The sequence below is a fragment of the Candidatus Margulisiibacteriota bacterium genome (assembly GCA_041658645.1).
Classification (GTDB): Bacteria; Margulisbacteria; WOR-1; order O2-12-FULL-45-9; family XYB2-FULL-48-7; genus JBAZZV01.
Genome location: JBAZZV010000004.1, coordinates 137,711 through 163,172 on the forward strand (window position 1 = coordinate 137,711; position 25,462 = coordinate 163,172).

29 protein-coding genes and 1 tRNA gene are annotated in these 25,462 nt (G+C 56.8%); 29 read left to right on the forward strand and 1 reads right to left on the reverse strand.

The features are described from left to right. Positions 1–71 precede the first annotated feature (71 nt). The 8 genes from WC903_04630 to rodA all read left to right on the forward strand — a co-directional run bounded on the left by WC903_04630 (position 72) and on the right by rodA (position 7,148). Positions 72–1,028 (forward strand): aldolase catalytic domain-containing protein, encoded by a 957-nt coding sequence (locus WC903_04630; protein MFA5893228.1) that lies wholly within the window; start codon positions 72–74, stop codon positions 1,026–1,028. Between the two features lies 1 nt (position 1,029). After that, positions 1,030–1,773: a YebC/PmpR family DNA-binding transcriptional regulator gene (locus WC903_04635; GenBank protein MFA5893229.1), complete on the forward strand. Its 744-nt coding sequence runs from the start codon at positions 1,030–1,032 to the stop codon at positions 1,771–1,773. Beyond that, complete coding sequence (locus WC903_04640) at positions 1,770–2,498, forward strand: PHP domain-containing protein (GenBank protein ID MFA5893230.1); 729 nt, start codon at positions 1,770–1,772, stop codon at positions 2,496–2,498. Before WC903_04635 ends, WC903_04640 begins: the two co-directional genes overlap by 4 nt. Continuing rightward, complete coding sequence (locus WC903_04645; protein MFA5893231.1) at positions 2,447–2,719, forward strand: MGMT family protein; 273 nt, start codon at positions 2,447–2,449, stop codon at positions 2,717–2,719. The genes WC903_04640 and WC903_04645 overlap by 52 nt, the downstream gene beginning before the upstream one ends. Further along, complete coding sequence (gene hisF / locus WC903_04650) at positions 2,713–3,492, forward strand: imidazole glycerol phosphate synthase subunit HisF (protein ID MFA5893232.1); 780 nt, start codon at positions 2,713–2,715, stop codon at positions 3,490–3,492. The genes WC903_04645 and hisF overlap by 7 nt, the downstream gene beginning before the upstream one ends. Positions 3,493–3,505: 13 nt before the next feature. Further along, on the forward strand, positions 3,506–4,321 hold the full coding sequence (locus tag WC903_04655) for a polyprenyl synthetase family protein (protein MFA5893233.1): 816 nt from the start codon (positions 3,506–3,508) through the stop codon (positions 4,319–4,321). 176 nt (positions 4,322–4,497) lie between these two features. Continuing rightward, positions 4,498–5,913 carry an anthranilate synthase component I gene (trpE, locus tag WC903_04660; GenBank protein MFA5893234.1) on the forward strand — a complete coding sequence of 472 codons (1,416 nt, stop codon included), beginning with the start codon at positions 4,498–4,500 and terminating at the stop codon, positions 5,911–5,913. Then, the gene (gene rodA, locus WC903_04665; protein MFA5893235.1) at positions 5,910–7,148 is read left to right on the forward strand and encodes a rod shape-determining protein RodA; all 1,239 of its coding nucleotides are present in this window, start codon (positions 5,910–5,912) and stop codon (positions 7,146–7,148) included. Before trpE ends, rodA begins: the two co-directional genes overlap by 4 nt. A 128-nt stretch (positions 7,149–7,276) precedes the next feature. Here the strand turns inward: rodA and WC903_04670 are convergent, their stop codons facing one another. Then, positions 7,277–8,479, reverse strand: coding sequence for an LptA/OstA family protein (locus WC903_04670; protein ID MFA5893236.1), 1,203 nt, complete (start codon positions 8,477–8,479; stop codon positions 7,277–7,279). Between the two features lie 84 nt (positions 8,480–8,563). Between WC903_04670 and gap the strand changes: the two genes are divergently transcribed. From gap to WC903_04775, 21 genes are all read left to right on the forward strand, one after another. Next, positions 8,564–9,607, forward strand: a complete 1,044-nt coding sequence (gene gap, locus WC903_04675; protein ID MFA5893237.1) for a type I glyceraldehyde-3-phosphate dehydrogenase — start codon at positions 8,564–8,566, stop codon at positions 9,605–9,607. Between the two features lie 10 nt (positions 9,608–9,617). Then, on the forward strand, positions 9,618–10,814 hold the full coding sequence (locus tag WC903_04680; GenBank protein ID MFA5893238.1) for a phosphoglycerate kinase: 1,197 nt from the start codon (positions 9,618–9,620) through the stop codon (positions 10,812–10,814). A gap of 3 nt (positions 10,815–10,817) precedes the next feature. Beyond that, positions 10,818–10,890, forward strand: a tRNA-Ala gene (locus tag WC903_04685). 29 nt (positions 10,891–10,919) lie between these two features. After that, entirely contained in the window at positions 10,920–11,141 is a 222-nt protein-coding gene (secG, locus tag WC903_04690) for a preprotein translocase subunit SecG (protein MFA5893239.1), read from the forward strand. A 15-nt stretch (positions 11,142–11,156) separates the two neighbouring features. Further along, complete coding sequence (locus WC903_04695; protein ID MFA5893240.1) at positions 11,157–11,792, forward strand: hypothetical protein; 636 nt, start codon at positions 11,157–11,159, stop codon at positions 11,790–11,792. 37 nt (positions 11,793–11,829) lie between these two features. Next, positions 11,830–12,345 carry a hypothetical protein gene (locus WC903_04700; GenBank protein ID MFA5893241.1) on the forward strand — a complete coding sequence of 172 codons (516 nt, stop codon included), beginning with the start codon at positions 11,830–11,832 and terminating at the stop codon, positions 12,343–12,345. A gap of 153 nt (positions 12,346–12,498) precedes the next feature. Continuing rightward, positions 12,499–13,113 carry a hypothetical protein gene (locus WC903_04705; protein ID MFA5893242.1) on the forward strand — a complete coding sequence of 205 codons (615 nt, stop codon included), beginning with the start codon at positions 12,499–12,501 and terminating at the stop codon, positions 13,111–13,113. Positions 13,114–13,281: 168 nt separating this feature from the next. Beyond that, a complete protein-coding gene (mraY, locus tag WC903_04710) occupies positions 13,282–14,232 on the forward strand; it encodes a phospho-N-acetylmuramoyl-pentapeptide-transferase (protein MFA5893243.1) in 951 nt (316 codons plus the stop codon). Beyond that, a complete protein-coding gene (gene murD / locus WC903_04715) occupies positions 14,223–15,527 on the forward strand; it encodes a UDP-N-acetylmuramoyl-L-alanine--D-glutamate ligase (GenBank protein ID MFA5893244.1) in 1,305 nt (434 codons plus the stop codon). The genes mraY and murD overlap by 10 nt, the downstream gene beginning before the upstream one ends. Next, complete coding sequence (gene ftsW, locus WC903_04720; GenBank protein ID MFA5893245.1) at positions 15,506–16,594, forward strand: putative lipid II flippase FtsW; 1,089 nt, start codon at positions 15,506–15,508, stop codon at positions 16,592–16,594. Before murD ends, ftsW begins: the two co-directional genes overlap by 22 nt. Continuing rightward, positions 16,591–17,607 (forward strand): undecaprenyldiphospho-muramoylpentapeptide beta-N-acetylglucosaminyltransferase, encoded by a 1,017-nt coding sequence (gene murG / locus WC903_04725; GenBank protein ID MFA5893246.1) that lies wholly within the window; start codon positions 16,591–16,593, stop codon positions 17,605–17,607. The genes ftsW and murG overlap by 4 nt, the downstream gene beginning before the upstream one ends. Then, the gene (gene murC, locus WC903_04730; protein ID MFA5893247.1) at positions 17,597–18,979 is read left to right on the forward strand and encodes a UDP-N-acetylmuramate--L-alanine ligase; all 1,383 of its coding nucleotides are present in this window, start codon (positions 17,597–17,599) and stop codon (positions 18,977–18,979) included. Before murG ends, murC begins: the two co-directional genes overlap by 11 nt. After that, complete coding sequence (murB, locus tag WC903_04735; protein MFA5893248.1) at positions 18,976–19,842, forward strand: UDP-N-acetylmuramate dehydrogenase; 867 nt, start codon at positions 18,976–18,978, stop codon at positions 19,840–19,842. The genes murC and murB overlap by 4 nt, the downstream gene beginning before the upstream one ends. Beyond that, on the forward strand, positions 19,832–20,677 hold the full coding sequence (locus tag WC903_04740) for a transketolase (GenBank protein ID MFA5893249.1): 846 nt from the start codon (positions 19,832–19,834) through the stop codon (positions 20,675–20,677). The genes murB and WC903_04740 overlap by 11 nt, the downstream gene beginning before the upstream one ends. Continuing rightward, on the forward strand, positions 20,674–21,624 hold the full coding sequence (locus WC903_04745; GenBank protein ID MFA5893250.1) for a transketolase family protein: 951 nt from the start codon (positions 20,674–20,676) through the stop codon (positions 21,622–21,624). Before WC903_04740 ends, WC903_04745 begins: the two co-directional genes overlap by 4 nt. Before the next feature lie 186 nt (positions 21,625–21,810). Next, the gene (locus WC903_04750; GenBank protein ID MFA5893251.1) at positions 21,811–22,272 is read left to right on the forward strand and encodes a cytidine/deoxycytidylate deaminase family protein; all 462 of its coding nucleotides are present in this window, start codon (positions 21,811–21,813) and stop codon (positions 22,270–22,272) included. Beyond that, positions 22,247–23,110, forward strand: a complete 864-nt coding sequence (gene pheA, locus WC903_04755) for a prephenate dehydratase (protein MFA5893252.1) — start codon at positions 22,247–22,249, stop codon at positions 23,108–23,110. The genes WC903_04750 and pheA overlap by 26 nt, the downstream gene beginning before the upstream one ends. Position 23,111: 1 nt before the next feature. Further along, the gene (locus tag WC903_04760) at positions 23,112–23,354 is read left to right on the forward strand and encodes a hypothetical protein (GenBank protein ID MFA5893253.1); all 243 of its coding nucleotides are present in this window, start codon (positions 23,112–23,114) and stop codon (positions 23,352–23,354) included. A gap of 1 nt (position 23,355) precedes the next feature. Beyond that, positions 23,356–23,631, forward strand: coding sequence for a hypothetical protein (locus WC903_04765; protein ID MFA5893254.1), 276 nt, complete (start codon positions 23,356–23,358; stop codon positions 23,629–23,631). 22 nt (positions 23,632–23,653) lie between these two features. Then, positions 23,654–23,827 carry a YtxH domain-containing protein gene (locus WC903_04770; protein MFA5893255.1) on the forward strand — a complete coding sequence of 58 codons (174 nt, stop codon included), beginning with the start codon at positions 23,654–23,656 and terminating at the stop codon, positions 23,825–23,827. Between the two features lie 11 nt (positions 23,828–23,838). Beyond that, positions 23,839–25,461 carry an arginine--tRNA ligase gene (locus WC903_04775; GenBank protein ID MFA5893256.1) on the forward strand — a complete coding sequence of 541 codons (1,623 nt, stop codon included), beginning with the start codon at positions 23,839–23,841 and terminating at the stop codon, positions 25,459–25,461. Position 25,462: the final 1 nt, after the last annotated feature.

A 25,462-nucleotide genomic window follows, 5' to 3' on the forward strand; every position in this document is an offset into this window, starting at 1 on the left:
TAATCCGCGCAGAATTTCATAGCTAAGATCGGTCTTGCCCCCCTCTGAAAATTATCGTATAATTGAACATTATGTACCGTCCACAGATCAAAGTCCTTGACTGCACTATCCGCGATGGCGGGCTGATCAACGAACATCTGTTCGAAGATAAGTTCGTCCGGGCGGTCTATCAGGCCGTGGCCGCCTCCGGGGCCGACTACGTTGAACTAGGCTATCGCGCCTCGACCAAGTTCTTTTCCCCCGACAAGTACGGCAAAGCGAAGTTTTGCACCGAGGATTTCGTCCGCAAAATGATCGAAGGGGTCGAGACCAAGGCCAAGATCTCGACCATGGTCGATATCGGCCGGGTCTTGCCGGAAGATATCCCCTTAAAAAAAGACAGTGTGGTCGACATGATGCGGGTCGCCTGTTACGTCAAAGATATCGATAAGGCGATCGAGCTCCTCAAGCATTGCGCCGATAAGGGTTATGAAACGACCGTAAATATCATGGCTATTTCCACCGCCCTGGCCCCGGACCTGGAAGAAGCGCTGGCCCAGTTGGCGAACACGCCGGTCAAGGCGGTCTATATTGTGGACAGCTACGGGGCCTTGTTCTCCGAACAGATCCATTTCCTGGTGGCGCAATACGCCAAGCACCTGGCTCCGAAAGGGATCGAGGTCGGCATCCATTGCCATAATAACCAGCAGCTCGGTTTTGCCAACACGATCGAGGCGATCCGCAAGGGGGCGAACTTCCTTGACGCGACCATTTTCGGCATCGGCCGGGCGGCCGGGAACTGCCCGCTGGAGCTTTTACTGGCTTTCCTGAAGAACCCCAAGTACCGCCTCGATCCGATCCTTGACGTTATCGAACAGGAATTTATCCCCCTCCGCCAGAAAATAGAGTGGGGGTACTTGATCCCCGATATGATCACCGGCATCCTTAACCAGCACCCGCGCGCGGCGATCGACCTCCGTTCCGGCAAGGAAAAGAAAAGTTTTTCCGAATTCTACCGCAGTCTGCTCAACGACGCGGAGTCGATTTAACATGTCAGGACACTCCAAGTGGGCGACGATCAAGCATGCTAAGGCGAAAACCGACGCCCAGCGCGGCAAGGTTTTTACTAAGATCATCAAGGAAATATCGACCGCGGCCAAGATCGGCGGCGGCGACCCCAACGGGAACCCTCGTCTCCGCCTTGGTATCGATAAAGCCAAAGCGGCCAATATGCCCAACGATAACATCAAGCGGGCGATCGAGAAGGGGATCGGCGGCGGCGAGGCGGTCATGGAAGAACTCAATTATGAAGGCTACGGCCCGGGTGGGGTCGCCCTGATGGTCGAAGTGATGACCGATAACCGGAATAGGGCGGCGAGCGAGATCCGGAGCATCCTGGAAAAGCACGGCGGTAACCTGGGCGCCAGCGGCAGTGTCTCCTACCTCTTTAAGCGGAAAGGGAGTCTCGTCCTGGATAAGGCCGGGGTGGACGAAGAAAAGCTGATGGAGGCGGCGCTCGAAGCCGGGGCGGAAGATGTCCTTTCCGAAGAGAGCGAGATCGAAGTGGTGACTACTCCGGAAAATTTCTTGAAGGTTCGCGACGACTTAAAAGCGAAGAATTTTGAGCTGACCAGCGCGGAAGTGACGATGATCCCCGAGACGACCGTTAAATTGACCGGCGAGGCCGCCCAGAAAATGCTGAATCTGATGAACAAACTGGAAGACCAGGACGACGTCCAGGCGGTCCACGCTAACTTTGACATCTCCGACGAAGAAATAGCCAAGTCCTCATGAAACTGGTCGCCGATCTCCATGTCCACTCCGTCTCCTCGGGCCATGCTTATTCCACGCTAGAAGAATACGTCACTCAAGCTAAAAAGATCGGCTTAAAGGGTTTTGCCCTGACCGATCACGGGCCGGCGATGCCTGGCGCCCCTCATTACTATCACTTTGCTAACATGAGGATGATTCCGCGGCTGATCAGAGGGGTCCGCGTGCTGCGCGGGATCGAAGCTAATATCATTAATGACCAGGGAGAGATCGATATCAAGCCGGTCGATATAAAATGGGGAGAATTGGACATAGTTATTGTCGCGATGCATCCGCGTTGCGGTTACGAGAACCAGGGCGAGGCGAAGAACACTGCGGTCATGGTCCGGGCGATCCAAAACCCGGTGATCAACATTATTGCCCACCTGGATAATCCGCAATTCCCGGTCAATATCAAGGAAGTTGTCGCCGCCGCTAAGGAAAGAAAAGTTGTCCCAGAATTGAATAACAGTTCGCCGCTTTCCCGCCCCGGCAGTGAAGCCATGGCCCTCGAACTGGTGAATGCGGTCAAAGCGGTTGATTGGCAGTTGGTGCTGGGGACCGACTCGCACATCGCTTCGATGTTGGGGGATTTTACCATTGCCAAGAAACTCCTCAAAAAAGTCGGCCTAAAGGAAAAGAATGTCGTTAATACCTCATGGGCAAAAATAGAAAAATATCTCCTTTCCAGAAAAAAGTTTACCGGGTAGTCAAAAAGATCCCGCGCGGTGAGGTCAGGACCTACGGTTGGGTGGCGCGGCAGATCGGCCAACCCGGCGCGGCCCGGGCGGTCGGTAACGCCTTGAACAAAAATCCTTTTGCGCCGATCGTCCCTTGCCATCGGGTCGTGGCCAAAAATGGCCCGGGGGGATTTGCCTGGGGGGCCAAGGCCAAGGTACAATTGTTACGAAGTGAGGGTTATAAATGCTAGCTAAAAGAATAATTCCTTGTCTCGATGTGACCGCAGGCCGGGTCGTCAAAGGGGTCAAATTCGTCGACCTGATCGATGCCGGCGATCCGGTCGAACAAGCCATCTTTTACGACAAAGCAGGGGCCGATGAGCTCGTTTTCCTCGATATCACCGCTTCGTCCGACAAACGCTACATCATGCTCGAGGTCGTCCGCCGCGTAGCGGAGAAGGTCTTTATTCCGTTCACCGTCGGCGGCGGGATCAACGATCTGGAAACGATGCGTGAGATACTGTCCGGCGGTGCCGATAAGGTCTCGGTCAATACTGCGGCGATCAAAGACCCCAGCCTGATCACCCGGGGGGCGGAGAAATTCGGCAGTCAGTGTATCGTCGTTGCCATTGACGCCAAACGAATCACGAACCACGAACCACGAACCACGACGCCGAAATGGGAAGTATATACGCATGGGGGGAGGACGGCGACGGGGCTGGATGCGGTAGAGTGGGCGAAGAAGGCGGAAAAATTGGGCGCTGGAGAGATCCTTCTGACCAGCATGGATTGCGACGGGACCAAGAATGGCTACGATCTGGAACTTACTCGGGCGATCGCTGACGCGGTCAACATACCGGTCATCGCCTCCGGCGGGGCCGGGACAAAAGAACACATCTATGAGGCATTTTCGCGCGGGAGCGCTGACGCGGCCTTGCTCGCTTCGCTCCTCCATTTCCGCGAACTGACGATCAGGGAGATCAAGGACCATCTGGAAGCGAAAGGAATTACCGTAAGACGGTAATGACTAATGTCTAATGACTAATGACGAATTAAGGAATATTAATCGAGAATTAAACCGGATTCTCCCAAGAAAAGGGAAGCTGGCGAAGGCGATGCGGTATTCGGTCCTGGCCGGGGGGAAAAGGTTCCGGCCGCAACTTTGCCTGCTGACCGCTAAAGTGCTTGGTGGTCGGCCGAAAAAAGTTTTGCCGTTCGCCTGCGCAGTAGAGATGATCCATACTTTTACGCTGGTCCATGACGACCTGCCGGCTATGGACAACTCGGACCTGCGCCGCGGCCAGCCGACCTGCCATAAAGCCTTTGGCGAAGGGGTGGCGATCCTGGCCGGAGACGCGCTCAGTACGCTGGCTTTTAAACTGATCGCCCGATATCCGACGGCGGTTGAAGAGCTGTCCAGGGCCTTGCTTGAAGTGGTCGAGGGACAGGTGGCCGATCTCGAATCGGCCAACCGGCAGCCGACGCTGGCCGAGTTGCGCCATATCCACGGCTGGAAAACAGCGGCCCTCCTCAAGGCGTGCGTCAGAGGGACGGCCAAGATCTGCGGCGCGACGCCGGGTGAGATCCGGGCGCTAACCGCCTATGCCAAACATCTCGGGCTCGCTTTTCAGATCGCCGATGATATACTTGATGCCACGGCGAGCGAAGCGGAGCTGGGGAAGCCGGTCCGGGCGGACGAGAAGAAAGGTTATGTTTACCTGGTCGGACTCGACCGTTCCCGGCGGATGGCCGCTACGGAGAAAGATCAAGCCATCAAGGCTTTAAGAATTTTTCGTGGCAAAGCAGCGCCGTTGGTCGAATTGGCGGAGTTTGTTCTGATCAGGAAGAAATAGGGAGACCAGCAGCCCTCATCTAGACTCGTTGAGGATTAAGACCTTCTCCCAGGGGGAGAAGGGTTTTAAATAAAATATTGAAAGAAGTATCCGATAGGTTTGAAAAGATAATCGAAAATCCCTCTCCCTCTGGGAGAGGGGGGATACTATGCGTCAGCGGGTGAGGGCTGTAAATTATGTTCTATCCAAACATTAACGAATTTAAGAAGTTAGCCCGAAAAGGGAACCTCGTGCCGGTCTACAAGGAGATCGTCGCCGACTTGGAGACGCCGGTCTCGGCCTTCAAGAAGATCGAAGGGGAGTATTCTTTCCTCCTCGAATCGATCGAAGGGGGGGAGAAGATCGCCCGTTATTCCTTTTTAGGGACCTGTGCAAAAAAGCAATTACTGACTTTTAGTTCCCTGGAAGAAGTTCGCGCGGCTTTGAAAAAGTATCGTCCGGTCGAGACGAAAGGCTTGCCGCGCTTCACCGGCGGCCTGGTCGGTTATATCAGCTACGATGCCGTCCGGGAGATCGAGCGGCTTCCCGATAAGAACTTAGACGATCTGAAAATGCCCCAACTCCAGTTCCTGCTGGCCGACGCTTTTCTCGCGTTCGACCACGTCAAACATAAGATCCTGATCATTGCCAATGCCCACATTACCGGCGGTTCCGATGAGGCTTATCGCTTGGCCTGCGCCAGGATAGCGGGGCTGGAGCGGAAGCTCAAACGGAAATTATCCGGGACCAAGGATGAGCTGGAGGTTCCCGCCCATTCAGAGCTGAAAGCGCCGGCCAGCTCTAACCTGACCCGGGGAGAATACGAAGCGATGGTCCGGCGGGCCAAAGAATATATCCGGGCCGGCGATATCATCCAGGTAGTTCTCTCACAGCGTCTGGAGATCAAATGTCCGGCCGACTCGCTCAATGTCTATCGAATTTTACGGATGATCAACCCGTCGCCTTACATGTACTACCTTAAATTGGGGAAGACGAGGATCATCGGTTCCTCTCCGGAAGTAATGGTTCGCTTGGAAAAAGGGGAGGCGACCTTGCGGCCGATCGCCGGAACGAAACCGCGCGGCCGGGACGAAGCCGAGGACCAGAAATTGGCCAGGGAACTGCTGGCCTCGGCAAAAGAACGGGCCGAGCATATCATGCTGGTCGATCTAGGCCGGAACGACCTCGGCCGGGTCTGCGCTTACGGCAGCGTCAAAGTGACCGAAGAGATGTCGATCGAAAAATATTCTCACGTCATGCATATCGTCAGCAATGTCACCGGTCAGCTCCAGCCCGGGAAAGACGCGATCGACCTGGTCCGCGCCTGTTTTCCGGCGGGGACCGTCTCCGGCGCCCCCAAGGTCCGGGCGATGGAGATCATCGACGAGCTGGAGAACCGGCGGCGCGGCCTCTACGCCGGCAGTGTCGGTTATTTCAGCTTTTCCGGCGACCTTGATTCAGGGATTGCTATCCGGACAATTTTAATACGTGACGGCCGGGCCTTTGTTCAGGCGGGAGCGGGGTTAGTGGCCGATTCCGTGCCGGCCGAGGAATATCAGGAAACATTGAATAAAGCCCGGGCGCTGCTGGCGGCCGTGGAACTGGCCGGATGATCAATTTCCGGATGCTGAAGCTGTCGGACCCCGCGGTCTGGCTGGCGGTCGGCGGTCTTCTGCTGTTCGGTTTCCTGGCGATCTTTAGCGCGACCTATCGCTTGCAGATCAAAATCGGGGCCGACCCTTTTACCTACGTTATCCGCCAATTTCTCGCTTTGCTTGTAGCCGGAGCGGGGATCTCTTTTTTTGCTTATCTCGACTACCGGCATTTGCAGAAGGCGGCGGCTGTTTTATACGGGCTGACGCTGGTCCTTCTTCTGGTGGTCTTGTTCGGCGGCGCGGCCGCCTCCGGCGCGCAGCGCTGGATCGCCCTGGGTCCGCTCTCTTTCCAGCCGTCAGAACTATCCAAGCTGACCCTCATCATTATCCTGGCCGCTTTCCTCGCCCAGCGCCAAAAAGTTTCCGGCCTCTGGGAGACAGGGATTATGCTGGCGCTGGTCGGGCTCCCTTTTCTAATGATCTTTAAACAGCCTGACCTGGGGACGGCGCTGGTCTTTATCGCCATCTTTGTCGGTATGCTGGCTCAAGCGGAATCTTCGCCGCGCCTGTTGATCCTCCTGGTGACGCCGTTCCTTTCCGTTCTCCTGCGACCCATTCTGCCGCTCTGGCTGGCCTATCTGGCCGTGCTCGTCCTGGTCCTTTTTTTGACCAGGGCCGAGTGGCTGGACTGGCTCCTGGTCCTCGGGGTTAACATCGGGGTGGGAGTTGCGGTACCTTATATGTGGGCGATGCTCAAGGGATACCAACAAAACCGGATAATTGCCTTCCTTAACCCGGCGGCCGACCCTTATGGCGCCGGTTATCATACGATGCAGAGCAAGATAGCCATCGGCGGGGGCGGCTTGTTCGGCAAAGGGTTCCTGCACGGCTCGCAGACGCAATTGCAATTCATTCCCGAACAGCATTCCGACTTTATCTTCTCGGTGATCGGGGAGGAGTTTGGCTTGCTCGGTTCGCTCCTGGTCGTTGCCCTGTTCGGGGTGCTGATTTGGCGGGCGCTGGTCATCGCCGACGGGGCTCGCGATCGTTTTGGGAAAATGCTGGCGAGCGGAGTGGCGGTCATGCTCGTCTTTCACGTCTTGGCTAACATCGGGATGGCCCTCGGCTTGCTGCCGGTAGTGGGGATACCTTTGCCGCTGTTAAGCTACGGCGGCTCGTCGCTCTTCATGACCCTGGCCGCCCTCGGGATATTGCAGAGCGTGGCGATGCGCCGGCATAAGCTGATATTTTAGCCCTCATCCGTGGCGTTGAGGATACGCACCTTCTCCCAGAGGGAGAAGGTGTTATGCAAGGCAACATACCCTCTCCCTTTGGGAGAGGGTGAGAGTGTTAAGGGAGTCGGGTGAGGGTTGGGTGATCCCTACAGCTTGAACTTGGCTTCGGTCACGCCGAGCGCCTCGAAGGTCTCCCGGCCGACGGAGACCACGACCTTGCGGCAGGCGATCCACTCTTCTCCCCGTTTCATAAAGACATTCCCGGAGAGGGTCAGTAATTCCTGCCGCTCATCGTAGAAGGCAGTCTCGGAACGGGCAGTCCGACCCTGTTGCTGTACCTCGACACTGCCGGTCGCGCGGGCGTCGCCCGTTTTGGTGGCAAAGAAGATCTCGTTTGCCAGGACGACAGTTTTGCCTTTTAAAATAGCCTGTTTGTCAGGACTGTTCAGCCTGGTCAGGGAGCCCGTCCGCAGAGCGGCCTCCGCTTTTTCCAGGATAGTTTTGGTCCGCCCGCTCAACGCCAGACGTTTCTGCCGGCGGGAGTAGGTTCCGGCGTCGGCGGCCGAAAGTTTTTTTCCCTGGGCGACCTCCAGGCTGCCGGCGAGGTTGAGGTCGCGATCGATATCGAGATAGAAGGTTGCCTGCCGGCATTTGATCCTGGTCTTCTGGGCGCTTTCTTTCAGGCTCATGTCGACCTGGCCAGTGGCGGTCATTTGCTCGGCTTCCCCGAGATATTCGAGAGAATCGGCGTTGATCAAGCCGTCGCGGCGGTCAATTTTGACCCCGCTGGTCAGCAGGGCGCTCTTTTTCTCGTGGTCGATGGCCATGTTCCCTGCCCGGATCACTCCGTTGCGCTCGGTCAGGACGACATGGCCATCGAGCCAGCTCTTCTTTTCCGCCGGGACGAACTTAATATGGTCGGCGCGGATGCTGACCCATTTACTTTTATTCGGGTTGGACCGGCCGACCCGGCCGAGATCGAGCCGGGTGCGGGCGTCAAATGCCTCCACGATCTCGCTGTGGCGGAAGGTCAGGCCGCGCGGCGCGGCCAAGTTGGCCAGGACCGGATGGCCCTCTTTGTCGTAAATGCGGCCGGCGGTGATCCCCTGCAGGGTGGTGACCTCCTGGGCCTTGTCGGTCCAGGCATAACCAACTTTAAGCTCCCAGAGCCTTTTTCCCTCACGCCGCCCTTCGATCCTGGTTTGCCGGAACTCGGCTATCTTTTCGAGCTTAGTGTCGTTGAAGAAGGTCGTGTCGCGGGGGGAGATGAGAAAGTAAGCGACACCCAGGACCCCGAGGGAGAAAAGGGCGGCCAGGATGATCACTTTCCAGGAGGAGGACTCTTCCATGGCGAGGATTATAGCACGAGTTGCGCTTTACCCGTGCTGATGATATAATTTTCGAAAGTCCAAAGTTTAGAAGGGGGAAAAGAGATGGCAGTTAAGGTTGGGATCAACGGTTTCGGTCGGATCGGTCGGCAGGTTTTGAGCGCGATGGCGGCTAAAGGTGTCTTGGGCCAGGAAATCGAGGTCGTGGCGGTGGTCGATGTCAGCACCGACGCGAAATATTTCGCTTACCAGATGAAGTATGATTCCGTCCACGGGCGCTTCGAGGGAAGCGTTCGCGCGGCGGCCGAAGATGTCCTGGAGGTCAACGGCCAGAAGATCAAATGCGTCATGGCGACCAAGGAGCCGAGCCAGTTGCCGTGGAAAGAGCTTGGCGTAGAGGTCGTCATCGAAGCGACCGGCCTCTTCACCGACTCGGAAAAAGCCCAAGGCCACCTGGCCGCTGGCGCCAAGAAAGTCCTGATCACAGCACCGGGCAAGGGCGAGGTCAAGACGATCGTCATGGGGGTCAACGACGGCGAATATGACCCGGCCATCCACAATATCATTTCCAACGCCTCCTGCACCACCAACTGCCTGGCGCCGCTCGTCCATGTTATCCTCAAGGAAGGGATCGGCATTGAGACCGGCCTGATGACGACGATCCATGCCTATACCGCCACCCAAAAGACCGTTGACGGCCCGTCCAAAAAGGATTGGCGCGGCGGCCGGGCGGCAGCGATCAATATCATCCCGTCGACTACCGGCGCGGCCAAAGCGGTCGGCGAGGTGCTGCCGGCGACCAAGGGGAAGCTGACCGGCATGGCTTTCCGCGTCCCGACCGCCGATGTTTCGGCTGTCGACCTGACTTTCCGTTCGCTCAAGGATTCCTCGATCGAAGAGATCGACGCCCTGCTCAAGAAGGCGAGCCAGAGCTATCTCAAGGGGATACTTGGCGTGGCCGACGAAGAAGTGGTCTCTACCGATTTTATCCATGACGACCGCTCTTCGATCTATGACTCACTGGCCACCTTGCAGAATAATCTGAAGGGAGAGAAACGCTTCTTCAAGGTCGTTTCCTGGTATGACAACGAGTGGGGTTATTCCTGCCGGGTTGTTGATCTCCTGAAACTGATCGCCAGCAAGAAGTAGTCAGTCGATCATGGCCAAACAGACAATCGAGGATATTAAAGAGTTAACGGGCCGGCGGGTGCTGGTTCGTGTTGACTTCAATGTCCCGCTGGATGAGAAACAGGCGATCGGAGATGATACCCGCATTCGGGCCGCCATTCCCACCATTAAATACCTGGCGGATAAAGGGAGCAAAGTTATCCTGGTCTCCCATCTGGGGAGGCCAAAAACCGGGCCGGAAGATAAACTGCGCCTGGCCCCTTGCGCCAAACGGCTCGGTGAGCTGCTGAAAAAAGAGATTAGTTACGTCAAGGATTGCCTCGGTCCGGAAGTGGAAGCGGCTGTCGGCAAAATGAAGGCCGGCGACATTCTCCTGCTGGAGAATGTCCGGTTTTACAAGGAAGAAGAGAATAATGATCCCGAATTCGCCAAAAAATTGGCCGCGCTAGCCGACGTCTATGTCAACGATGCTTTTGGCACGGCCCACCGCGCTCATGCCTCGACCGAAGGGGTGACCAAATACCTAAAAGGGTATGCCGGCTTCCTGATGGAGAAGGAGATCAAGTTCCTCGGGCAGTTGATGGTTAACCCGGCCCGGCCTTTTGTGGCTATCCTGGGTGGCGCCAAGATCTCCGGGAAGATCGAGGTCATCCAAAATCTAATGAAAAAAGTCGACGTTTTGATCATTGGCGGCGGGATGGCTTACACTTTTTTTAAAGCCCGCGGGGTAGAGGTCGGCAAGTCGATCGTCGAAGCGGATAAGGTCGGCCTGGCCAAAGAGATCCTAAAAACAGCGATCGACCGCGGCATTCCTTTCATGCTCCCGATCGACCACATTGTGGCCGACAAATTCGGCGCCAACGCCAACTCCCAGCACGTTACCCGGGCCGGGATACCGGCCGACTGGCAGGGGATGGACATCGGTCCGGAAACGATCACCAAGTTCGGCCACGCCATCAAGAAAGCCAAGACGATCTTCTGGAACGGCCCGATGGGGGTCTTTGAATTTGATAAGTTTGCCCAGGGAACGCTTGAGATCGCCAAAATGGTCGCGGCGGCGACCGGCCAGGGGGCGATCTCCGTGATCGGCGGAGGGGATTCGGTCGCGGCAGTGGAAAAGGCCGGCCTGGCCGACCAGATGACCCACATCTCGACCGGCGGCGGCGCCTCACTGGAATTTGTCGAAGGTAAGGTTCTTCCTGGAATTGCTTGTTTGCAAGATAAGTGACGTGGGGCAGTAGCTCAGTTGGGAGAGCGCGGCGTTCGCAATGCCGAGGCCAGCGGTTCGATCCCGCTCTGCTCCATATCTAAAAATAAGAGGTAATTAATAATTATGAAAATAATATTGATGCTGGCCCAGTTCCTGACCGCGGTTTTTCTGATCGGGGCTGTTCTGCTCCATGCGGCCAAAGGGGAGGGGTTAGGCGGCATCGGCGGTTCGGCGAAATTGTTCGGTAGTCCCAAAGGGATGGAAGAGGGGCTGGACCGGATAACCTGGGGTTTGGCGATTGCTTTCATGGCGATCTCATTGCTGCTGGCTATCATTAAAGCGTAAACAGGAGGTCTTTATATGGATTCATTTAATCTGGCCTGGTCGCAGCTCTATCCGCTTCTGATCAACGTCAAGATCGCCCTCGTCATCGTCCTGGTCGGTTATCTCCTGGCTCGCGGAATTAGCCTGGCCGTAACTTACCTGCTTAAGTTGGTCCAGCTCGACCGCTGGCTTAATCAGGTTGGTTTCAATTCTCTTCTGGAAAAAGGCGAGGTCCGGCGTTCCTTTTCGGAATTATGCGGTAACGCCCTCTACTGGTTGGTCATTTTCATTACGGTTATCGCTACAGCCAAATGGCTTGGCTTGATGATTGGTCCGGCATTGCGCGGTCTCTTGGCCTATTTCAGCCTGGTCATCATTGCCACTATGATCATGGGCTTTGGCCTCTTTTTCGCCGCGCTCTTTGCCGCGAGCATTAAACTGATCATGTTGAATTTAGGCATTGACGGCGGCAGGACCCTGGCCCGGGTCGTTTATTATCTTGTCATTACCGTCACCTTCATCGTTGCCCTGGCCCAGCTCGGGGTGAGAGCGGACCTGCCGCGGATGGATGTAGTTATTGGTGCCGTTGGCCTGGCTGCGGCGATCGCTTTCGGCCTCGGTTGCAAGGACATGGCGGCCGATTTTCTGCACAACCTGTTCAAGGGCAAATAACAGTCCTGCGATAAGTTCGGGACAAGGAGGTGAATAAATGAAAAAGTTCGCGTTTATTTTTGCGTTGATTATTTGTGTTGCTTCGGTTTCTTTTGCGGCACCGGTTAGCAAAGCGCCGGCTAGTAAAGCGCCGGCAGCGGAAGCTGTTTCATCGTCGATGGGGATGACGGCTATCAGCCTTAACTCGCTGGTCGGATTTCCATCCCTGCGCTTTGGCATGGGCAGCTGGAGCCTGGAAGTTGGCGGAACGATCGCTTCTCCCGCGGCCGGAACAACCAATGTTACGGTTGGCGGCAGAGCGGATATCCCGCTGAACACGATTTCCGACGAGCTGAGAACATATATGGCGCCGACACTGGTCCTGACATCAGCGGCCGGAACGTCAGTGATCACGGCCAGTTTCCTGCTGGGAGCCGAATATATGTTTGCTCCGCATCTGGCCATTTTTGCGGATCTGACAGCCTTTACCTTGACTTCGGCTGCCGGCACGACCACCTGGGGAGTGGGGACGAACTCCGCGCTGATCTACACGGGTGGACGGCTCTATTTCTAGCATTTATCGAATTGGTTTTAAAAAGCCCCCCGAGCGAATGGTGAGCGAGTCCGCCTCAGGCGGACGAGTCGAACCAGAGTCGAGGGGCTTTTTGTTGTCTTGTTAACCGTTGGAGACTGTGTTAATATTTATCGAACAAAAGGGAGGTGAAAAATGAAAAGAGTTTTAACATTTAGTTTGATCGCGATGTTGGTTTTGACGACGGCGTCCTTTGCGGCAGTGAAAAAGACCGTGAAACCGGCGGCCACCACCAAGACCGCCACGCCGGCCCCCGTCCGGGTAGAGAACCCGACCCCGGCGGATTACGGCACGACCGGCCATGTCGCCCAGAGTGGCGGCCTGGTTGTTTCGCCTAAACTCGGTTTCGGCACCGGCGGCTTGAATTCTTTCTTCCTCGGCTGTGAAGTAGCTTACCCGGTCATGCCCTCGGTTGACGTGATGGGTGAGGTTGAATATTACATGGTTTCCGGTGGTTCGATCATCACCGTGGCCGGTAATGGAGTCTATCATTTTGCCCCGATCGCCGGGGCGCCTGGTAACTTCTATGCTGGCGGCGGGCTCCTCTACCAGTCGATCGGCGGGGTCAATGCCTCGGCTATCGGTTTCCAGGGATTCGGCGGGATGGATTACCAGCTTGCCGGTTCAGGCACGGTCTTTGGGCAGATTAAATATGCCATTGCCAATTACACGTTCTCAGTCGGCGGCATTAGCTTCAGCACTTCTTCCGGCGGTTTAGTCCTGGAAGGCGGCTATCGCTTCTATCTCTAAATTATCGGCCGATAATTAACAAAGGCTCCCCGACGCGGGGAGTCTTTTGTTTTACCCCTAACCCCTCTTCTCCCCTTCCCCCTTATTAAGGGGGAAGGGGATGGGGGATAGGGGTGAAGGCGCTGAGTTTTCGTTGCTTCAACTCGCAAATTATTGTAAAATTATCAGGTGATCATCCCGATATTTACTTTTTTCTCCGCGGCAGTCATTTCCCTGCTGGTCACTTTCCCGGTCATCTGGTTGCTCCAGGTCTGGCATCTTGGCCAGCCGGTGCGGACGGAGGGGCCAGCCAGCCATCAGGCTAAAAGCGGGACCTTGACCATGGGAGGGGTCGGCTTTGTCCTGGTCATCCTGGCCATGACCGTGGTGCTGATCGACCTCGAGCTCTATCCGCAGTATTTGGCTCTCTTCCTGCTGACCTTGGCTTTTGCGGTTATTGGCCTGGCCGATGATGCCTGTAAGGTTTTTTTCCGCCGTAATCTCGGGTTGACCTTCTGGCAGAAGATATTAGTCCAGGGTGTCGTAGCGGCAGTTTTTGCTCTGGTCATGACCTTATTGGGACAGAACCTTACTCTGGGTGGATGGTTGGGGAGGTATGGGTTTGCCAATCCTTATCTCTACCAGTTGTTGGTGATCTTCCTAGTGGTCGGTTCCGCGAACGCGACCAACTTGACTGACGGCCTGAACGGCCTGCTGGCCGGGACAGCGAGCGTCGCTTTCCTGGCTTTTGGGATACTGGCCTGGCAAATGAACTTACCCCAAGCAGTGACTTTTGCCCTGGTCTGTTCCGGCGCGGTGACGGCTTTTCTTTACTTCAATTTCCCGCACGCCCGGGTCTTTATGGGTGATGTTGGGTCGCTCGCCCTGGGGGCGGCCCTGGCCGGGTTAGCGGTAATTATGCACGGGGAGCTCCGGCTGGCGGTGATCGGGGGGATCTTCGTCCTCGAGGCGTTATCGGTCATCATCCAGGTCGGTTCGTACAAGCTTATTAAGCGGCGGGTCTTTAAGATGAGCCCGCTCCATCATCATTTCGAGCTGATGGGGATAAAAGAGACGACGGTCGTGGTTGGGTTTTGGGTGTTTGGGGTGATCTTAGCGATCATAGGGTTATGGATCTAAAAGGGAAAAGGGTAACGGTCTTTGGGTTGGGGAAGAGCGGCCTGGCGGCGGTGCGGAAGTTAGCGTCACTGGGGGCCAGGGTTCTGGCAACCGAGGCCAAGCCGTCGCTCGATCCCGAGGTGACGAATGAGCTTCGCCGGCTCGGGGTTGAACTCGAGCTCGGTGGCCATACCGCCCGGAGCGTCACCGGTGCTTCGCTGATCGTGGTCAGTCCTGGTGTCCATCTCGATCTGCCGGTACTGGTTAAGGCCCGGGATATTGGGGTGCCGATCATTTCCGAACTTGAGCTGGCTTATCGTTTCCTGACCCGGCCGATCATCGCCATTACCGGGACCAACGGCAAGACGACCACGACCACGCTGATTGGCGAGATGCTGAAAGCAGCCGGGAAGAGGGTCTTTGTCGGCGGTAATATCGGCCAACCGCTGGTCGATCTGGACGATTCAGATCTTGATTATATCGTGGCCGAGGTCAGCAGTTATCAACTGGAATCAAGCGAAACCTTCCATCCCAAGATCAGCGTTATCCTGAACATCCAGCTGGACCATATCGAGCGCCATCACACGATGGCTTCGTATATCAAGGAGAAACAAAAGATCTTCCGGAACCAGGCAGGTGACGATTATCTGGTATATAATCAGGATGACCCAGAGGTAGTTGAGATGGTACGAGGGGCGAGGTGTGAGGTACGGGGGTTCTCAAAAGCCAAGACTGGGGAAATCATCACCATCAAGCCGAGCGAGATCAAGATGCCGGGGAGGCATAATCTGGAGAACGCCCTGGCGGCCGCGCAGGCGGCTTACTTGTGCGGCGTTTCCAAGGAGATCGTGGCTGAAGTATTGCGGACCTTTCCCGGGGTCGAACATCGGATAGAGTTTACGGTTAGCCGCCGCGGGGTCGATTTTTATAACGATTCCAAGGGGACCAACCCTGATTCGACCCTGGTGGCGATCGAGACTTTTGCCGGGAAAAAGAAGATGGTCCTGATCCTAGGTGGCCGGGACAAGGGGACCGATCTGGTCCCGCTGGTCGCGCAGATCAAGGCGTTCGTCAAAGAGGTCGTGCTGGTCGGGGAGGCTACGGAAAGATTTGCGGCTGCTCTGAACAGCGCGGGCTATACCAAAGTAGTGCGGGCCGGGTTCTCCCTGGAAGAAGCGGTCAAACTGGCTTATCGCGCCGCCTCGCCCGGGGAGATCGTTCTCTTCTCGCCGGCCGGCGCCAGTTTCGATATGTTCAATAATTATGAGGAAAGGGGTAGGGTGTTCAAGGAATTATGCCGAAAGCTAAAAGACTAGATCACCTCTTTTTACTGGCCGTTCTTTTCCTGCTGGCGCTCGGCACGGCGATGATCCTCTCCGCCAGTCCGGTCATGGGGATGAAGTATGGTGATACCTTTTATTTCATCAAGCGGCATCTTTTTTTCCTGACCCTCGGCTTGGCGGCCATGTTCTACGGCTTGAACCTGAACTTGGATAATTTGAAAGCGAAAGCGCCGCAAATTCTGCTGATCGCAATCGCTTTGCTGGTCGCTGTTTTTGTGCCGGGGGTCAGCCGGAAAGTGCTCGGGGCGTCACGCTGGATCGACCTCGGGATCATCTCTTTCCAGCCTTCGGAATTGATCAAATTCGCCATGGTCGTTTTTCTGGCGAAATGGCTATCGGAAAATAAAACTAACATCGGAAGCTTTACTCGCGGCTTCCTCCCCCCACTGCTGATCTTTTCTCTGATCGCTCTCTTGATCATGAAGCAACCTGATATGGGGACCGCTTTGACCATCGGGACGACCGTCTTTGCCCTGCTCCTGCTGGCCGGGGCGTCATATCTTCATCTCGGGTCGATCGGCTTGCTCGGGATCATCGGTGTATTGGCCTTGAGCATCACCAGCCCATATCGCCTAAGGCGTTTGACCTCCTATCTTGATCCGTGGAAAGACCCGCTCGGTTCCGGTTTCCAGGTGATCCAGTCGCTCTTGGCGGTCGGGTCCGGCGGGGTGCTCGGCCTGGGCTTGGGCGCCTCGCGGCAAAAGTTTTATTACTTGCCGCAGCAATTCACCGATTTTATCTTTGCCATTCTCTGCGAAGAGCTCGGCTTGATCGGGGGTTTAAGCGTCCTGATCGCTCTGGCTGTTTTTGCCCACCGCGGTTTCCAGATCGCTCTCCAGACCAAGGACCTCTTTAAACGTTTGCTGGTCGGCGGGATCGTCTCCTGGCTGACGGTCCAGGCTTTGCTCAATATTTCGGTCGTCCTCGGCCTGGTCCCGACCACCGGCATCCCGTTGCCTTTTATCAGCTACGGGGGGACCGCGGCGATCATCAACCTTTTTGCGGTCGGTGTTGTCCTGAACGTTTCGAGGCAACCGTGAGCGTCCGGCGAGTCGCCATTGTCGCCGCCGGGACCGGCGGGCACATTTATCCCGGCGTAGCGGTAGCCGCGGCACTGCGGGAAAAAGACCCGGCAGTTGAGGTCCTCTTTATTGGCAGTCTGAAGGGTTTAGAAAAAGAGCTGGTGACGAAAGCCGGCTGGCCGATCAAGCTGGTCCGGCCGCAGGTGGCCGTCGCTTTTTTCCAGGCGCTGATGATCCTCCGCTCTTTCCGGCCGCAAGCTTTATTGTCGACCGGTGGTTTGATCAGCCTGCCGGTGGTCCTGGCGGCTAAGCTCTTAGGTGTGCCGCTCTTCATCCAGGAGCAGAACGTCCTGCCTGGCGCGGCTAACCGCTTTGGCGCGAGATTGGCCAAAGAGGTCTTCCTCTCTTTCCCCGAGTCGCTCCAATATTTGCGGGGAACGGTGGCCGGCAATCCTGTCCGGCCGGAGATCATCCGGGCCGAGCGAGCTGCTGCCCGTCAAGCCCTCCACCTTACTGGCCAGAAAAAAGTTCTCCTGGTGATGGGTGGGAGCCAGGGGGCGAGGAGCATCAATCAGGTGGTCATCGATTCTTTACCCTCGATCGATGGCGAGCGTTGGGAGCTCTTTCACCTCATTGGGCCGCGGGATTTTGGCGGGCGCGAGCTGCCGGAGCGTCCCTTTTACCACCCCCTGGCTTACCTGTATAATGTAGGGGATCTCCTGGCGGCGGCCGACCTGGTCATTAGCCGGGCCGGTGCTTCGGCCATCGCCGAATTTACCGTGCGGGGCTTGCCGATGGTCCTGGTCCCGTATCCCTATGCGGCGGATAATCATCAGGAATTGAATGCCGCTGCGGTCGAGTCAGCCGGAGCCGCGCTCGTGGTCAAGAACGAAAAACTTACTCCCGCCAGTTTTATCTCGGCCCTGGCCGACGCGGAAAGTGAATTACCCGCCATGGCGGCGGCCGCGCGGCGCCTGGGGAGGCCGGAGGCGGCCAAACTGATCGCGGAAAGGATACTTAATGGGTCTTGATCTCGAACGGAACAGGAATATTCACCTGGTCGGAGTAGGGGGCTGCGGCATGTCCGGCATTGCCCGCGTTTTGCACGAGATGGGCTTTAAGGTCAGCGGCTCGGACAGCAAAGAGGGGACGAATACGATGCGGCTTAAGGACCTGGGGGTCAAAGTCTACATCGGCCACGAGGCTTCCCAGGTGCGCGATGCCGATATCCTGGTCTATTCTTCCGCGGTCAATATGGAGAACCCGGAGCTGCGGGAAGCGCTGGCCAAGGGGATCAAACTGGCCCGCCGGGCGGAGGTCCTTGCTTGGATACTCGAACGTTCGGAGCACCGGATCGCCGTCGCCGGCACGCACGGCAAGACGACGACCACGGCGATGATCGCCCGGGTGCTGGAAACAGCCAAAATGAACCCGACCTACCTGATCGGTTGCGACATGGATTACGCCGACGGCAACGCCAAGTTGGGCGACGGTAATATCATCGTGGTCGAAGCGGACGAGTCCGACAGCTCGTTCCTCTATTACGAGCCGACCGTCGAAGTGATCACGAACATCGAAGCCGACCACATGGAGCATTTTGGCAGCATGGACGAGTTGCTGGCCACGTTCGAGCGTTTTGCCGAGCGGACGGCGGAAGACGGTCTGATCGTCATTGACGGGACCGATCAGAATAACCAGCATTTGATGGAGCGGGTCAAAAGGGACTACCTGACTTACGGGCTCGACCCGGCGATGGACTACAGTGCCGGCGAGATCAGCTACGAGAATTTCTGTTCGACCTATACGCTGTTGCGGGGCGGGGAGCCGGCGGGGGAAGTTAACCTTTCGGTCCCCGGCTGGCAGAATGTCCTGAACAGTTTAGCGGTCTTTGCCGTGGCACAACATTACGGCCTCGAATTAGGGGTAGTGGCCAATGCTTTGAAGTCGTTCGTCGGGGCGCGGCGGCGTTTCTCGACCGTCGGCGATCAGGACGGGATCTTGGTCATCGACGATTACGCTCATCATCCGACCGAGATCAAGGCGACTTTGAGCGCGGCCCGCTCCGGCTGGCCCGGACGGCGGATCATCTGTATCTTCCAGCCGCACCGTTACACCCGGACCTTTCTCCTGCGCGATAAATTCGCCGGTGCCTTCGGCGACGCGGACCGGACGATCATCACCGATGTCTATGCCGCTTCCGAAGCGCCTATGCCGGGAGTTTCCGGCAAGACGATCGTCGAGTTGCTGGACCCGGAGCGGACCGAGTATATCCCCAAGAAAGAATTGATCGCCGAGCACCTGGTCAAAGAACTGCGCGCCGGCGACATAATCATGACCCTGGGGGCGGGCGACATCCATACGGTCGGCAAAGAGATCCTGGCCCGCTTGAGGATGAAACCGTGAGACTGATCAGGAACGAACCGCTGAAAAAACATACCTCCTTCCGGGTCGGCGGCCCGGCCGATTATTTTTGCGTCCCGGAAAATGCCGAGCAGCTTCGCGCGGCCCTCCATTTTGCCCGCGAGCGGCGTCTGCCGGTAGCGGTCATGGGGGCGGGTACCAATCTCCTCGCGCTCGACCGAGGGTTCCGCGGCCTGGTCGTCAAGCTCGGTGGTGGGCTGGTGGGGATGAAAGCCAAGGGGCGTTATCTTTACGTCGGCAGCGGGGTCCCGCTCCCCAAATTGGTCCATTATGCCGTCGGGAAAGGGCTGGCCGGTCTCGAGTTCCTGGCCGGCATACCTGGTTCGGTCGGCGGGGCGGTGGCGATGAACGCCGGCGCTTGGCAAAAGTCGATCGGCGCGGTCATCTCGCGGGTCAAAGTCCTCGACGCCCGCGGGCAGGAAAAGGTCTTGAGCAAAAAAGCGCTCCATTTCTCTTATCGCCGCAGCGTCCTGCAACGCCGTAAATTGATCGTGACCGAGGTCGTCTTGCGCCTCCGCCGGGGGAAGCGGCCGGTCATGAAAAAGAAGGTCCAGGAATATCTCAAACTGCGTGCTCATCGCCAGCCGCTCGGCAGTCCCAATGCCGGCAGCGTCTTTAAAAACCCGCCGCGTAAATTCGCCGGCCAATTGATCGAGGCGGCCGGCTGTAAAGGGTGGCGGGTCGGTGACGCCCAGGTCTCGAACAAGCACGCCAACTTTATCGTTAATTTAGGCGAGGCTAAAGCGGCCGATATTATCAAGCTCATGACTAAAGTTCAGAAAGCGGTAAAAAGGCGGCTTGAGCCGGAGATAAAGATCATGGTAAAATCAAATTATGGTTACTAAAGAAAAGATCAAAGAATTACAGGCGCAAGCCGTTAAACTCCGCCGCCACATCATTGAGATGACCTGCGCGGCCGCTTCGGGCCATCCCGGCGGCTCGTTGTCGGCGGCTGACATCGTGGCCGCCCTCTATTTTTCCGTGCTAAAACATCGGCCCAAAGAGCCGGCCTGGGCCGACCGTGACCGCTTTGTCATGAGCAAGGGGCACGCGGCGCCGGTCCTCTATGCCGCGCTGGCCGAAGCCGGTTATTTCCCGGTCGATTACCTCAAGACCTTGCGCCGGATCGGCAGTTCCCTGCAGGGGCACGTTGACATGCTTTCCTTGCCGGGGATCGAGATGTCGACCGGTTCGCTGGGCCAGGGTTTATCGGCGGCCAACGGGATGGCGCTGGCCGGGCGCCTCGATAAAAAAGCTGGCCGCGTTTATTGCCTGATGGGCGACGGCGAATGCCAGGAAGGACAGGTCTGGGAAGCGGCCATGACCTCGGCCCATTACAAGCTGGACAATCTGACGGCGATCATTGACCACAATAAATACCAGATCGACGGGCGGATCGAGGATATCAAAAATCTGGCGCCGCTGGCCGACAAGTGGCGCGCTTTCGGCTGGAACGTCTTGACGGCCGACGGCCATGATTTCGGATCGATCCTGGAAGCGCTGGCCCGGGCCGAACAGGCCAAAGGTAAACCAACGATGATCGTTGCCGACACGGTTAAGGGAAAAGGGGTCAGCTTTATGGAAGCGAAGCCGCTCGATTATCACGGCAAAGCGCCGACGAAGGACGAAGAGAAAAAAGCGATCTGTGAGATCTGCCAGATTAAAGAATTTGAAATATGAACGAACCTAAAATGCTCGCAACCCGTGATGTCTATGGCCAAGTCCTCGTTGAACTGGGGAAGAGCAACCAGAACATTGTGGTCCTTGATGCCGACCTCTCATGTTCGACCAAGACCGCCGGATTTGCCAAGGCTTTTCCGGAGCGCTTTTTCAATATGGGGATCGCCGAGCAGGATATGATCGGCACTGCCGCCGGCTTGGCTGCCGCCGGTAAGATCGCCTTTGCTTCGACCTTTGCTGTCTTTGCTTCCGGCCGGGCCTGGGACCAGATCAGGATGTCGGTCGCTTACACCCGATTGAACGTCAAAGTCGTGGTCACTCACGCCGGCATTACGACCGGTGAGGACGGGGCTTCCCACCAGGCGAACGAAGATATCGCTATTATGCGCGCCTTGCCAAATATGACAGTTGTGGTCCCGGCGGATGGGGTGGAGACGGAGAAAGTTATCAAGGCGGCGGTTGAATTCAACGGCCCGATGTATATCCGTTTGAGCCGGCCCAAGACCAAAGTCATCTACGACAACCCGAATTATGATTATCAGATCGGACGAGGGGTCGTCATGCGGGAAGGACGGGACGCGACCATAGTTGCCTGCGGCCTGATGGTCGGGGTTTCACTGTCAGCGGCCGAACTCCTGGCCAAGGAAGGGCTCAATGTCCGGGTAGTTAATATGCATACGATCAAGCCGCTCGATGTTCCCCTGATCATCAAATGCGCCGCAGAGACCGGGGCGATCGTCACGGCCGAAGAACATTCGATCATCGGCGGGTTGGGCGGGGCGGTGGCCGAGGTCCTGGTCGAGAACGCGCTGGTGCCGATGGCCCGGGTTGGGTTGCGCGATACTTTTGGCGAGTCCGGCCAGCCGGACGAATTGCTGGTCAAATACGGTTTAACGGAGAAAGAGGTCGCCGCGGCGGTCCGGGTTGTTGTTGGGAGAAAAAAGTGACGGCGGTAGGGTATTCGCAGCCCTCACCCTAGACGAGTTGAGCTTGTGCCCCCTCTCCCAGAGGGAGAGGGGTAAAAAAAGTAGCGGCGGTCTTTAGACCGCCATTTGGATGGCGACCTGAAGGTCGCCGCTACATTTCGGAACCGATCGTTGCAAGGTGAATAAAGGCCGCCATTTAGGAGCAGCATGAAAAGACCAAGTTGGGACGACTATTTCCTCAAGATCACGGCTGACGTGGCCGAGCGGGCGACCTGCGTTAAGCGGCAGGTCGGCGCGATCATTGTTAAGGACCACCGGATACTCTCTTCCGGTTATAACGGCGCCCCCAAAGGTTTTGACCATTGCACGGATGAGACCTGCATCCGCAAGCAGATGAACGTCCCTTCCGGCCAGCGGCACGAGCTCTGCCGCGGCCTGCACGCCGAACAGAACGCGATCATCCAGGCCGCCTGGCACGGCGTCAAGATCGAGGGGGGGACTCTCTATTGCAACTATCAGCCGTGCGTCATCTGTGTTAAAATGATGATCAACGCCGGGATCGTACGGGTCGTCTATGCCGGCGGTTATCCCGACGAGTTGGCCCAAGAAATGCTCAAAGCTTCGGACATGGAGGTTGTGAAATATGAGAGTAGGTTATCTCGGTCCTGAAGGGACTTTTTCCGAAGAAGCGGGGAAGGTCTATCTCCGCCGCTTAGAGGGGAAGACCGAACTCTTTCCTTTTAGTACTATCCACAGCCTGTTGCTGGCCGCGCAGCACGGCAAGGTAGTTGAAGCCGTTGCCCCGATCGAGAACTCGATAGAAGGGACTATCTCCGCTGTGACCGATATGCTGGCCAAAGAGGTCTCGCTGGTCATCAGACAGGAATTGGTCCTGCCGGTCTACCATTACCTGATCGCCCAGAAGGGAGTCAAGCTGAACCAGGTCACCGATGTGATCTCTAACCCGCCCGCTCTTGACCAATGCAAAGATTTTATCCGCCGCCAGCTTCCCCACGCTAAACTCCATCTCTCCTACAGCACGGCTGATGCCGTTAAACAGGTCGCTTTTTCTCTGGGGGAGAGGGTCATCTCGCATGGCAAGGTCAAGGGGAGTGTCTTCGCGGCGATCGGGACCGCGGCCTCGGCGAGGCTTTACGGCTTGAGCGTGGTGGCCAGAAAGATCAATGCCCATGATAATCAGACCCGTTTTATCGTCCTGGCCAAAAAAGACCATCCGCGGACCGGCCGGGATAAGACCTCAATAGTATTTTCCATTGCCGCGGACCGGCCGGGCGGTCTGCATGATGTTTTGAGCGAATTTGCCATCCGTGACATCAACCTGACCAAGATCGAATCGCGCCCGTCAAAACGGGCGTTAGGTGACTACTATTTCTTTGTCGATATGCAGGGGCACCGCGAGGACAAGGTCATTGCCGACGCCCTGCGCGAGATCAAGCGCAAGGCCTCTTTCCTCCGGCTGCTCGGCTCCTACCCGAGGGCGAAGTAACATGGCGGAAGAGCGATCAGGTCTGCTGGAAGGGATGCTGGTCGGCGGTTTGCTTGGGCTGGCGGTGGGGGTCTTGTTCGCCCCGGCGGCCGGCGAGAAGAGCCGGGCGTTCCTGAAGGCGAAACTGGAAGAGGCCGGCCTGGAAGGGCTGGTCGATAAATTCTCGGAAGCACTGACGGCCGGCCAGGCGGAAGTCGACCGGGCCTTGCAAGAAGACGAGATGACGGAAGGGGAGGGAGTTTAATATGCAGTTGTATCTGATCAATATCCTGTTCTTCTGCCTGATCCTGTTGGTACTGGCCTTGACCGTGGGGGCCGTGCAGCTGGTCATTATCCTGGTCGATGTTCGGAAGACCTCGAGCGAGATCAGCAGCAAAGTCCGGATGGTCGCTTCGCTCTTTGATATCGTGACGATGGTCGTCGGTGGGCTGGGTTCGGCTAAGCGGAAAATGAACGATTCTTCCCTGGCCGCTTTTGCCGCCGGGCTAAAGAAGTCTTTCGAAGTCCTGTTCAAAAAATAAGGGAGGAAATGAAATGGGAAAAATGAGCGGTTGGTTAAAGACCCTGACTTTCGGTGGTTTGCTCGGTTTGGTTGCCGGGTTGTTGTTCGCCCCGACCAAAGGTGAAGAGACCCGTGAAAAACTGCAGGGCGCCCTGGCCAAAGGTAAAGAGAAGTTCCAGGAGATCAAGGGCGATTTAACGAAGAAGGACAACTAACTCTTTTTGTTATGGCTCAACAGCGACTGGCGCAACTTGTTCGGGCGGCGCTGGCAGCCCTCGGCGTACCAGAGCCGCTCCCCTTTAAGGTCGAGAGCTCCCCGCGCAAGGAGTACGGCGATTATGCCGTCAACGCGGCGATCATCGGCGCGAAGAAGTTTTCCCGCAATCCTCTGGAGCTGGCTGCCGAGCTGTCGGCCAAGATCAAGGAATTGGATGCCGGCCAGCTCATCGCCAAACTTGATATAGTCAAACCCGGCTTTATCAATATTTTCCTCAAAGACGCTTACCTGCAACAAAATCTTTGCCAGATTATTGAACAGGACCATAACTATGGGATGGGAAAGCGACTGACGATTGACGACGGACGACCGATGACTGTTTTGCTCGAGTTTGTTTCAGCCAACCCAACAGGACCCCTCCACGTCGGCCACGGCCGCTGGGCGGTGGTCGGCGACGTGATCGCCCGGCTCCTGCGGGCCGATGGCTGGGCGGTCAGTACCGAATTCTACGTCAATAATGTCGGCAATCAGGTCGAGAAACTCTGGCTCTCCGTCCAGGCGGCCCGGGCCGGCCAGCCTGTTCCGGAGGGGGGCTATGGCGGAGTTTATATCAAAGACGTCGAGGGGGAGACCAAGGCAGAAGCCCTGGCTTCGATCCTGGCCGGGCAGAAGCAGGCGCTGGCCCAGGTCGGGGTAAGTTTTGATAATTTCTTTTTTGAAAATACATTACATGATGCTGGCAAGGTCCGCGGAGCGGTCAAACAGTTAGAGGTGATGGGGAAGACGGTCATCGAGGGTGGGGCGGTCTGGTTTAAATCGCAGGAGATGGGGGACGACAAGAACCGGGTCCTGATCAAGGAAGACGGACTGTCGACCTATTTTGCCGCCGACATCGCTTATCATCTCGATAAGTTCCAGCGCGGTTTCCACCGGCTGATCAACATCTGGGGAGCCGACCACCACGGTTACGTCAAACGGTTGAAGGCGGCGCTCCAGGCGCTTGGCCTGCCGGTCGAGAACTTCGATATTATCATCGGCCAGCTGGTCACGCTCTACCGGGGGGAGGAGCCGGTCAGGATGTCGAAGCGGACCGGCGAAATGGTCACCCTCCAGGAAGTGCTCGATGAGGTCGGCTCGGACGCGACCCGGTTCTTCTTCGCGGCGACCGACGTTAACTCCCATCTTGATTTTGACCTAGAACTGGCCAAGAAAAAATCGAACGATAATCCGGTCTACTACGTCCAGTACGCGCACGCGAGGATTTGCAGTATCCTGAAGAAATCCGCCTCACCCCCTTCCGTCCCCCTCTCCATCAAAGATGGAGAGGGGGAAACTCCGACGATAGTCGGAGAGGGGGTGAGGATTGATCTATCCGCATTGAAGCATCCGGCTGAGCGAGAACTAATGCTTAAGCTGTTAACCTGGCCAGAGATGGTTAGCCTGGCCGCGCGACTGCGCCAGCCGCACCGGATCACCGAATATGGCAAGGAGCTGGCGATCGTTTTTCACCACTTTTACGAGCAGTGCCGCGTGCTGGGTGATCCGTCGAGAATAGTGCTGGTAAATGCTTCTCGAATCACCCTCCGGAATGTGTTAGAATTACTGGGAATAACGGCCCCGGAATCAATGTAGC

What these genes read in the sequence shown, in the direction of transcription:
- secG (MFA5893239.1), top strand. Translation starts at nt 10,920, where the DNA reads ATGAAAATAATATTGATGCTGGCCCAGTTCCTGACCGCGGTTTTTCTG.
- rodA (MFA5893235.1), top strand. Translation starts at nt 5,910, where the DNA reads ATGATCAATTTCCGGATGCTGAAGCTGTCGGACCCCGCGGTCTGGCTG.
- WC903_04645 (MFA5893231.1), top strand. Translation starts at nt 2,447, where the DNA reads ATGGGCAAAAATAGAAAAATATCTCCTTTCCAGAAAAAAGTTTACCGG.
- WC903_04670 (MFA5893236.1), bottom strand. Translation starts at nt 8,479, where the DNA reads ATGGAAGAGTCCTCCTCCTGGAAAGTGATCATCCTGGCCGCCCTTTTC.
- murD (MFA5893244.1), top strand. Translation starts at nt 14,223, where the DNA reads ATGGATCTAAAAGGGAAAAGGGTAACGGTCTTTGGGTTGGGGAAGAGC.
- WC903_04640 (MFA5893230.1), top strand. Translation starts at nt 1,770, where the DNA reads ATGAAACTGGTCGCCGATCTCCATGTCCACTCCGTCTCCTCGGGCCAT.
- WC903_04630 (MFA5893228.1), top strand. Translation starts at nt 72, where the DNA reads ATGTACCGTCCACAGATCAAAGTCCTTGACTGCACTATCCGCGATGGC.
- murC (MFA5893247.1), top strand. Translation starts at nt 17,597, where the DNA reads ATGGGTCTTGATCTCGAACGGAACAGGAATATTCACCTGGTCGGAGTA.
- WC903_04760 (MFA5893253.1), top strand. Translation starts at nt 23,112, where the DNA reads ATGGCGGAAGAGCGATCAGGTCTGCTGGAAGGGATGCTGGTCGGCGGT.
- ftsW (MFA5893245.1), top strand. Translation starts at nt 15,506, where the DNA reads ATGCCGAAAGCTAAAAGACTAGATCACCTCTTTTTACTGGCCGTTCTT.
- pheA (MFA5893252.1), top strand. Translation starts at nt 22,247, where the DNA reads ATGAGAGTAGGTTATCTCGGTCCTGAAGGGACTTTTTCCGAAGAAGCG.
- gap (MFA5893237.1), top strand. Translation starts at nt 8,564, where the DNA reads ATGGCAGTTAAGGTTGGGATCAACGGTTTCGGTCGGATCGGTCGGCAG.
- WC903_04655 (MFA5893233.1), top strand. Translation starts at nt 3,506, where the DNA reads ATGACTAATGACGAATTAAGGAATATTAATCGAGAATTAAACCGGATT.
- WC903_04680 (MFA5893238.1), top strand. Translation starts at nt 9,618, where the DNA reads ATGGCCAAACAGACAATCGAGGATATTAAAGAGTTAACGGGCCGGCGG.
- WC903_04765 (MFA5893254.1), top strand. Translation starts at nt 23,356, where the DNA reads ATGCAGTTGTATCTGATCAATATCCTGTTCTTCTGCCTGATCCTGTTG.
- WC903_04775 (MFA5893256.1), top strand. Translation starts at nt 23,839, where the DNA reads ATGGCTCAACAGCGACTGGCGCAACTTGTTCGGGCGGCGCTGGCAGCC.
- WC903_04770 (MFA5893255.1), top strand. Translation starts at nt 23,654, where the DNA reads ATGAGCGGTTGGTTAAAGACCCTGACTTTCGGTGGTTTGCTCGGTTTG.
- WC903_04635 (MFA5893229.1), top strand. Translation starts at nt 1,030, where the DNA reads ATGTCAGGACACTCCAAGTGGGCGACGATCAAGCATGCTAAGGCGAAA.
- WC903_04745 (MFA5893250.1), top strand. Translation starts at nt 20,674, where the DNA reads ATGAACGAACCTAAAATGCTCGCAACCCGTGATGTCTATGGCCAAGTC.
- hisF (MFA5893232.1), top strand. Translation starts at nt 2,713, where the DNA reads ATGCTAGCTAAAAGAATAATTCCTTGTCTCGATGTGACCGCAGGCCGG.
- WC903_04695 (MFA5893240.1), top strand. Translation starts at nt 11,157, where the DNA reads ATGGATTCATTTAATCTGGCCTGGTCGCAGCTCTATCCGCTTCTGATC.
- WC903_04750 (MFA5893251.1), top strand. Translation starts at nt 21,811, where the DNA reads ATGAAAAGACCAAGTTGGGACGACTATTTCCTCAAGATCACGGCTGAC.
- WC903_04705 (MFA5893242.1), top strand. Translation starts at nt 12,499, where the DNA reads ATGAAAAGAGTTTTAACATTTAGTTTGATCGCGATGTTGGTTTTGACG.
- trpE (MFA5893234.1), top strand. Translation starts at nt 4,498, where the DNA reads ATGTTCTATCCAAACATTAACGAATTTAAGAAGTTAGCCCGAAAAGGG.
- WC903_04700 (MFA5893241.1), top strand. Translation starts at nt 11,830, where the DNA reads ATGAAAAAGTTCGCGTTTATTTTTGCGTTGATTATTTGTGTTGCTTCG.
- WC903_04740 (MFA5893249.1), top strand. Translation starts at nt 19,832, where the DNA reads ATGGTTACTAAAGAAAAGATCAAAGAATTACAGGCGCAAGCCGTTAAA.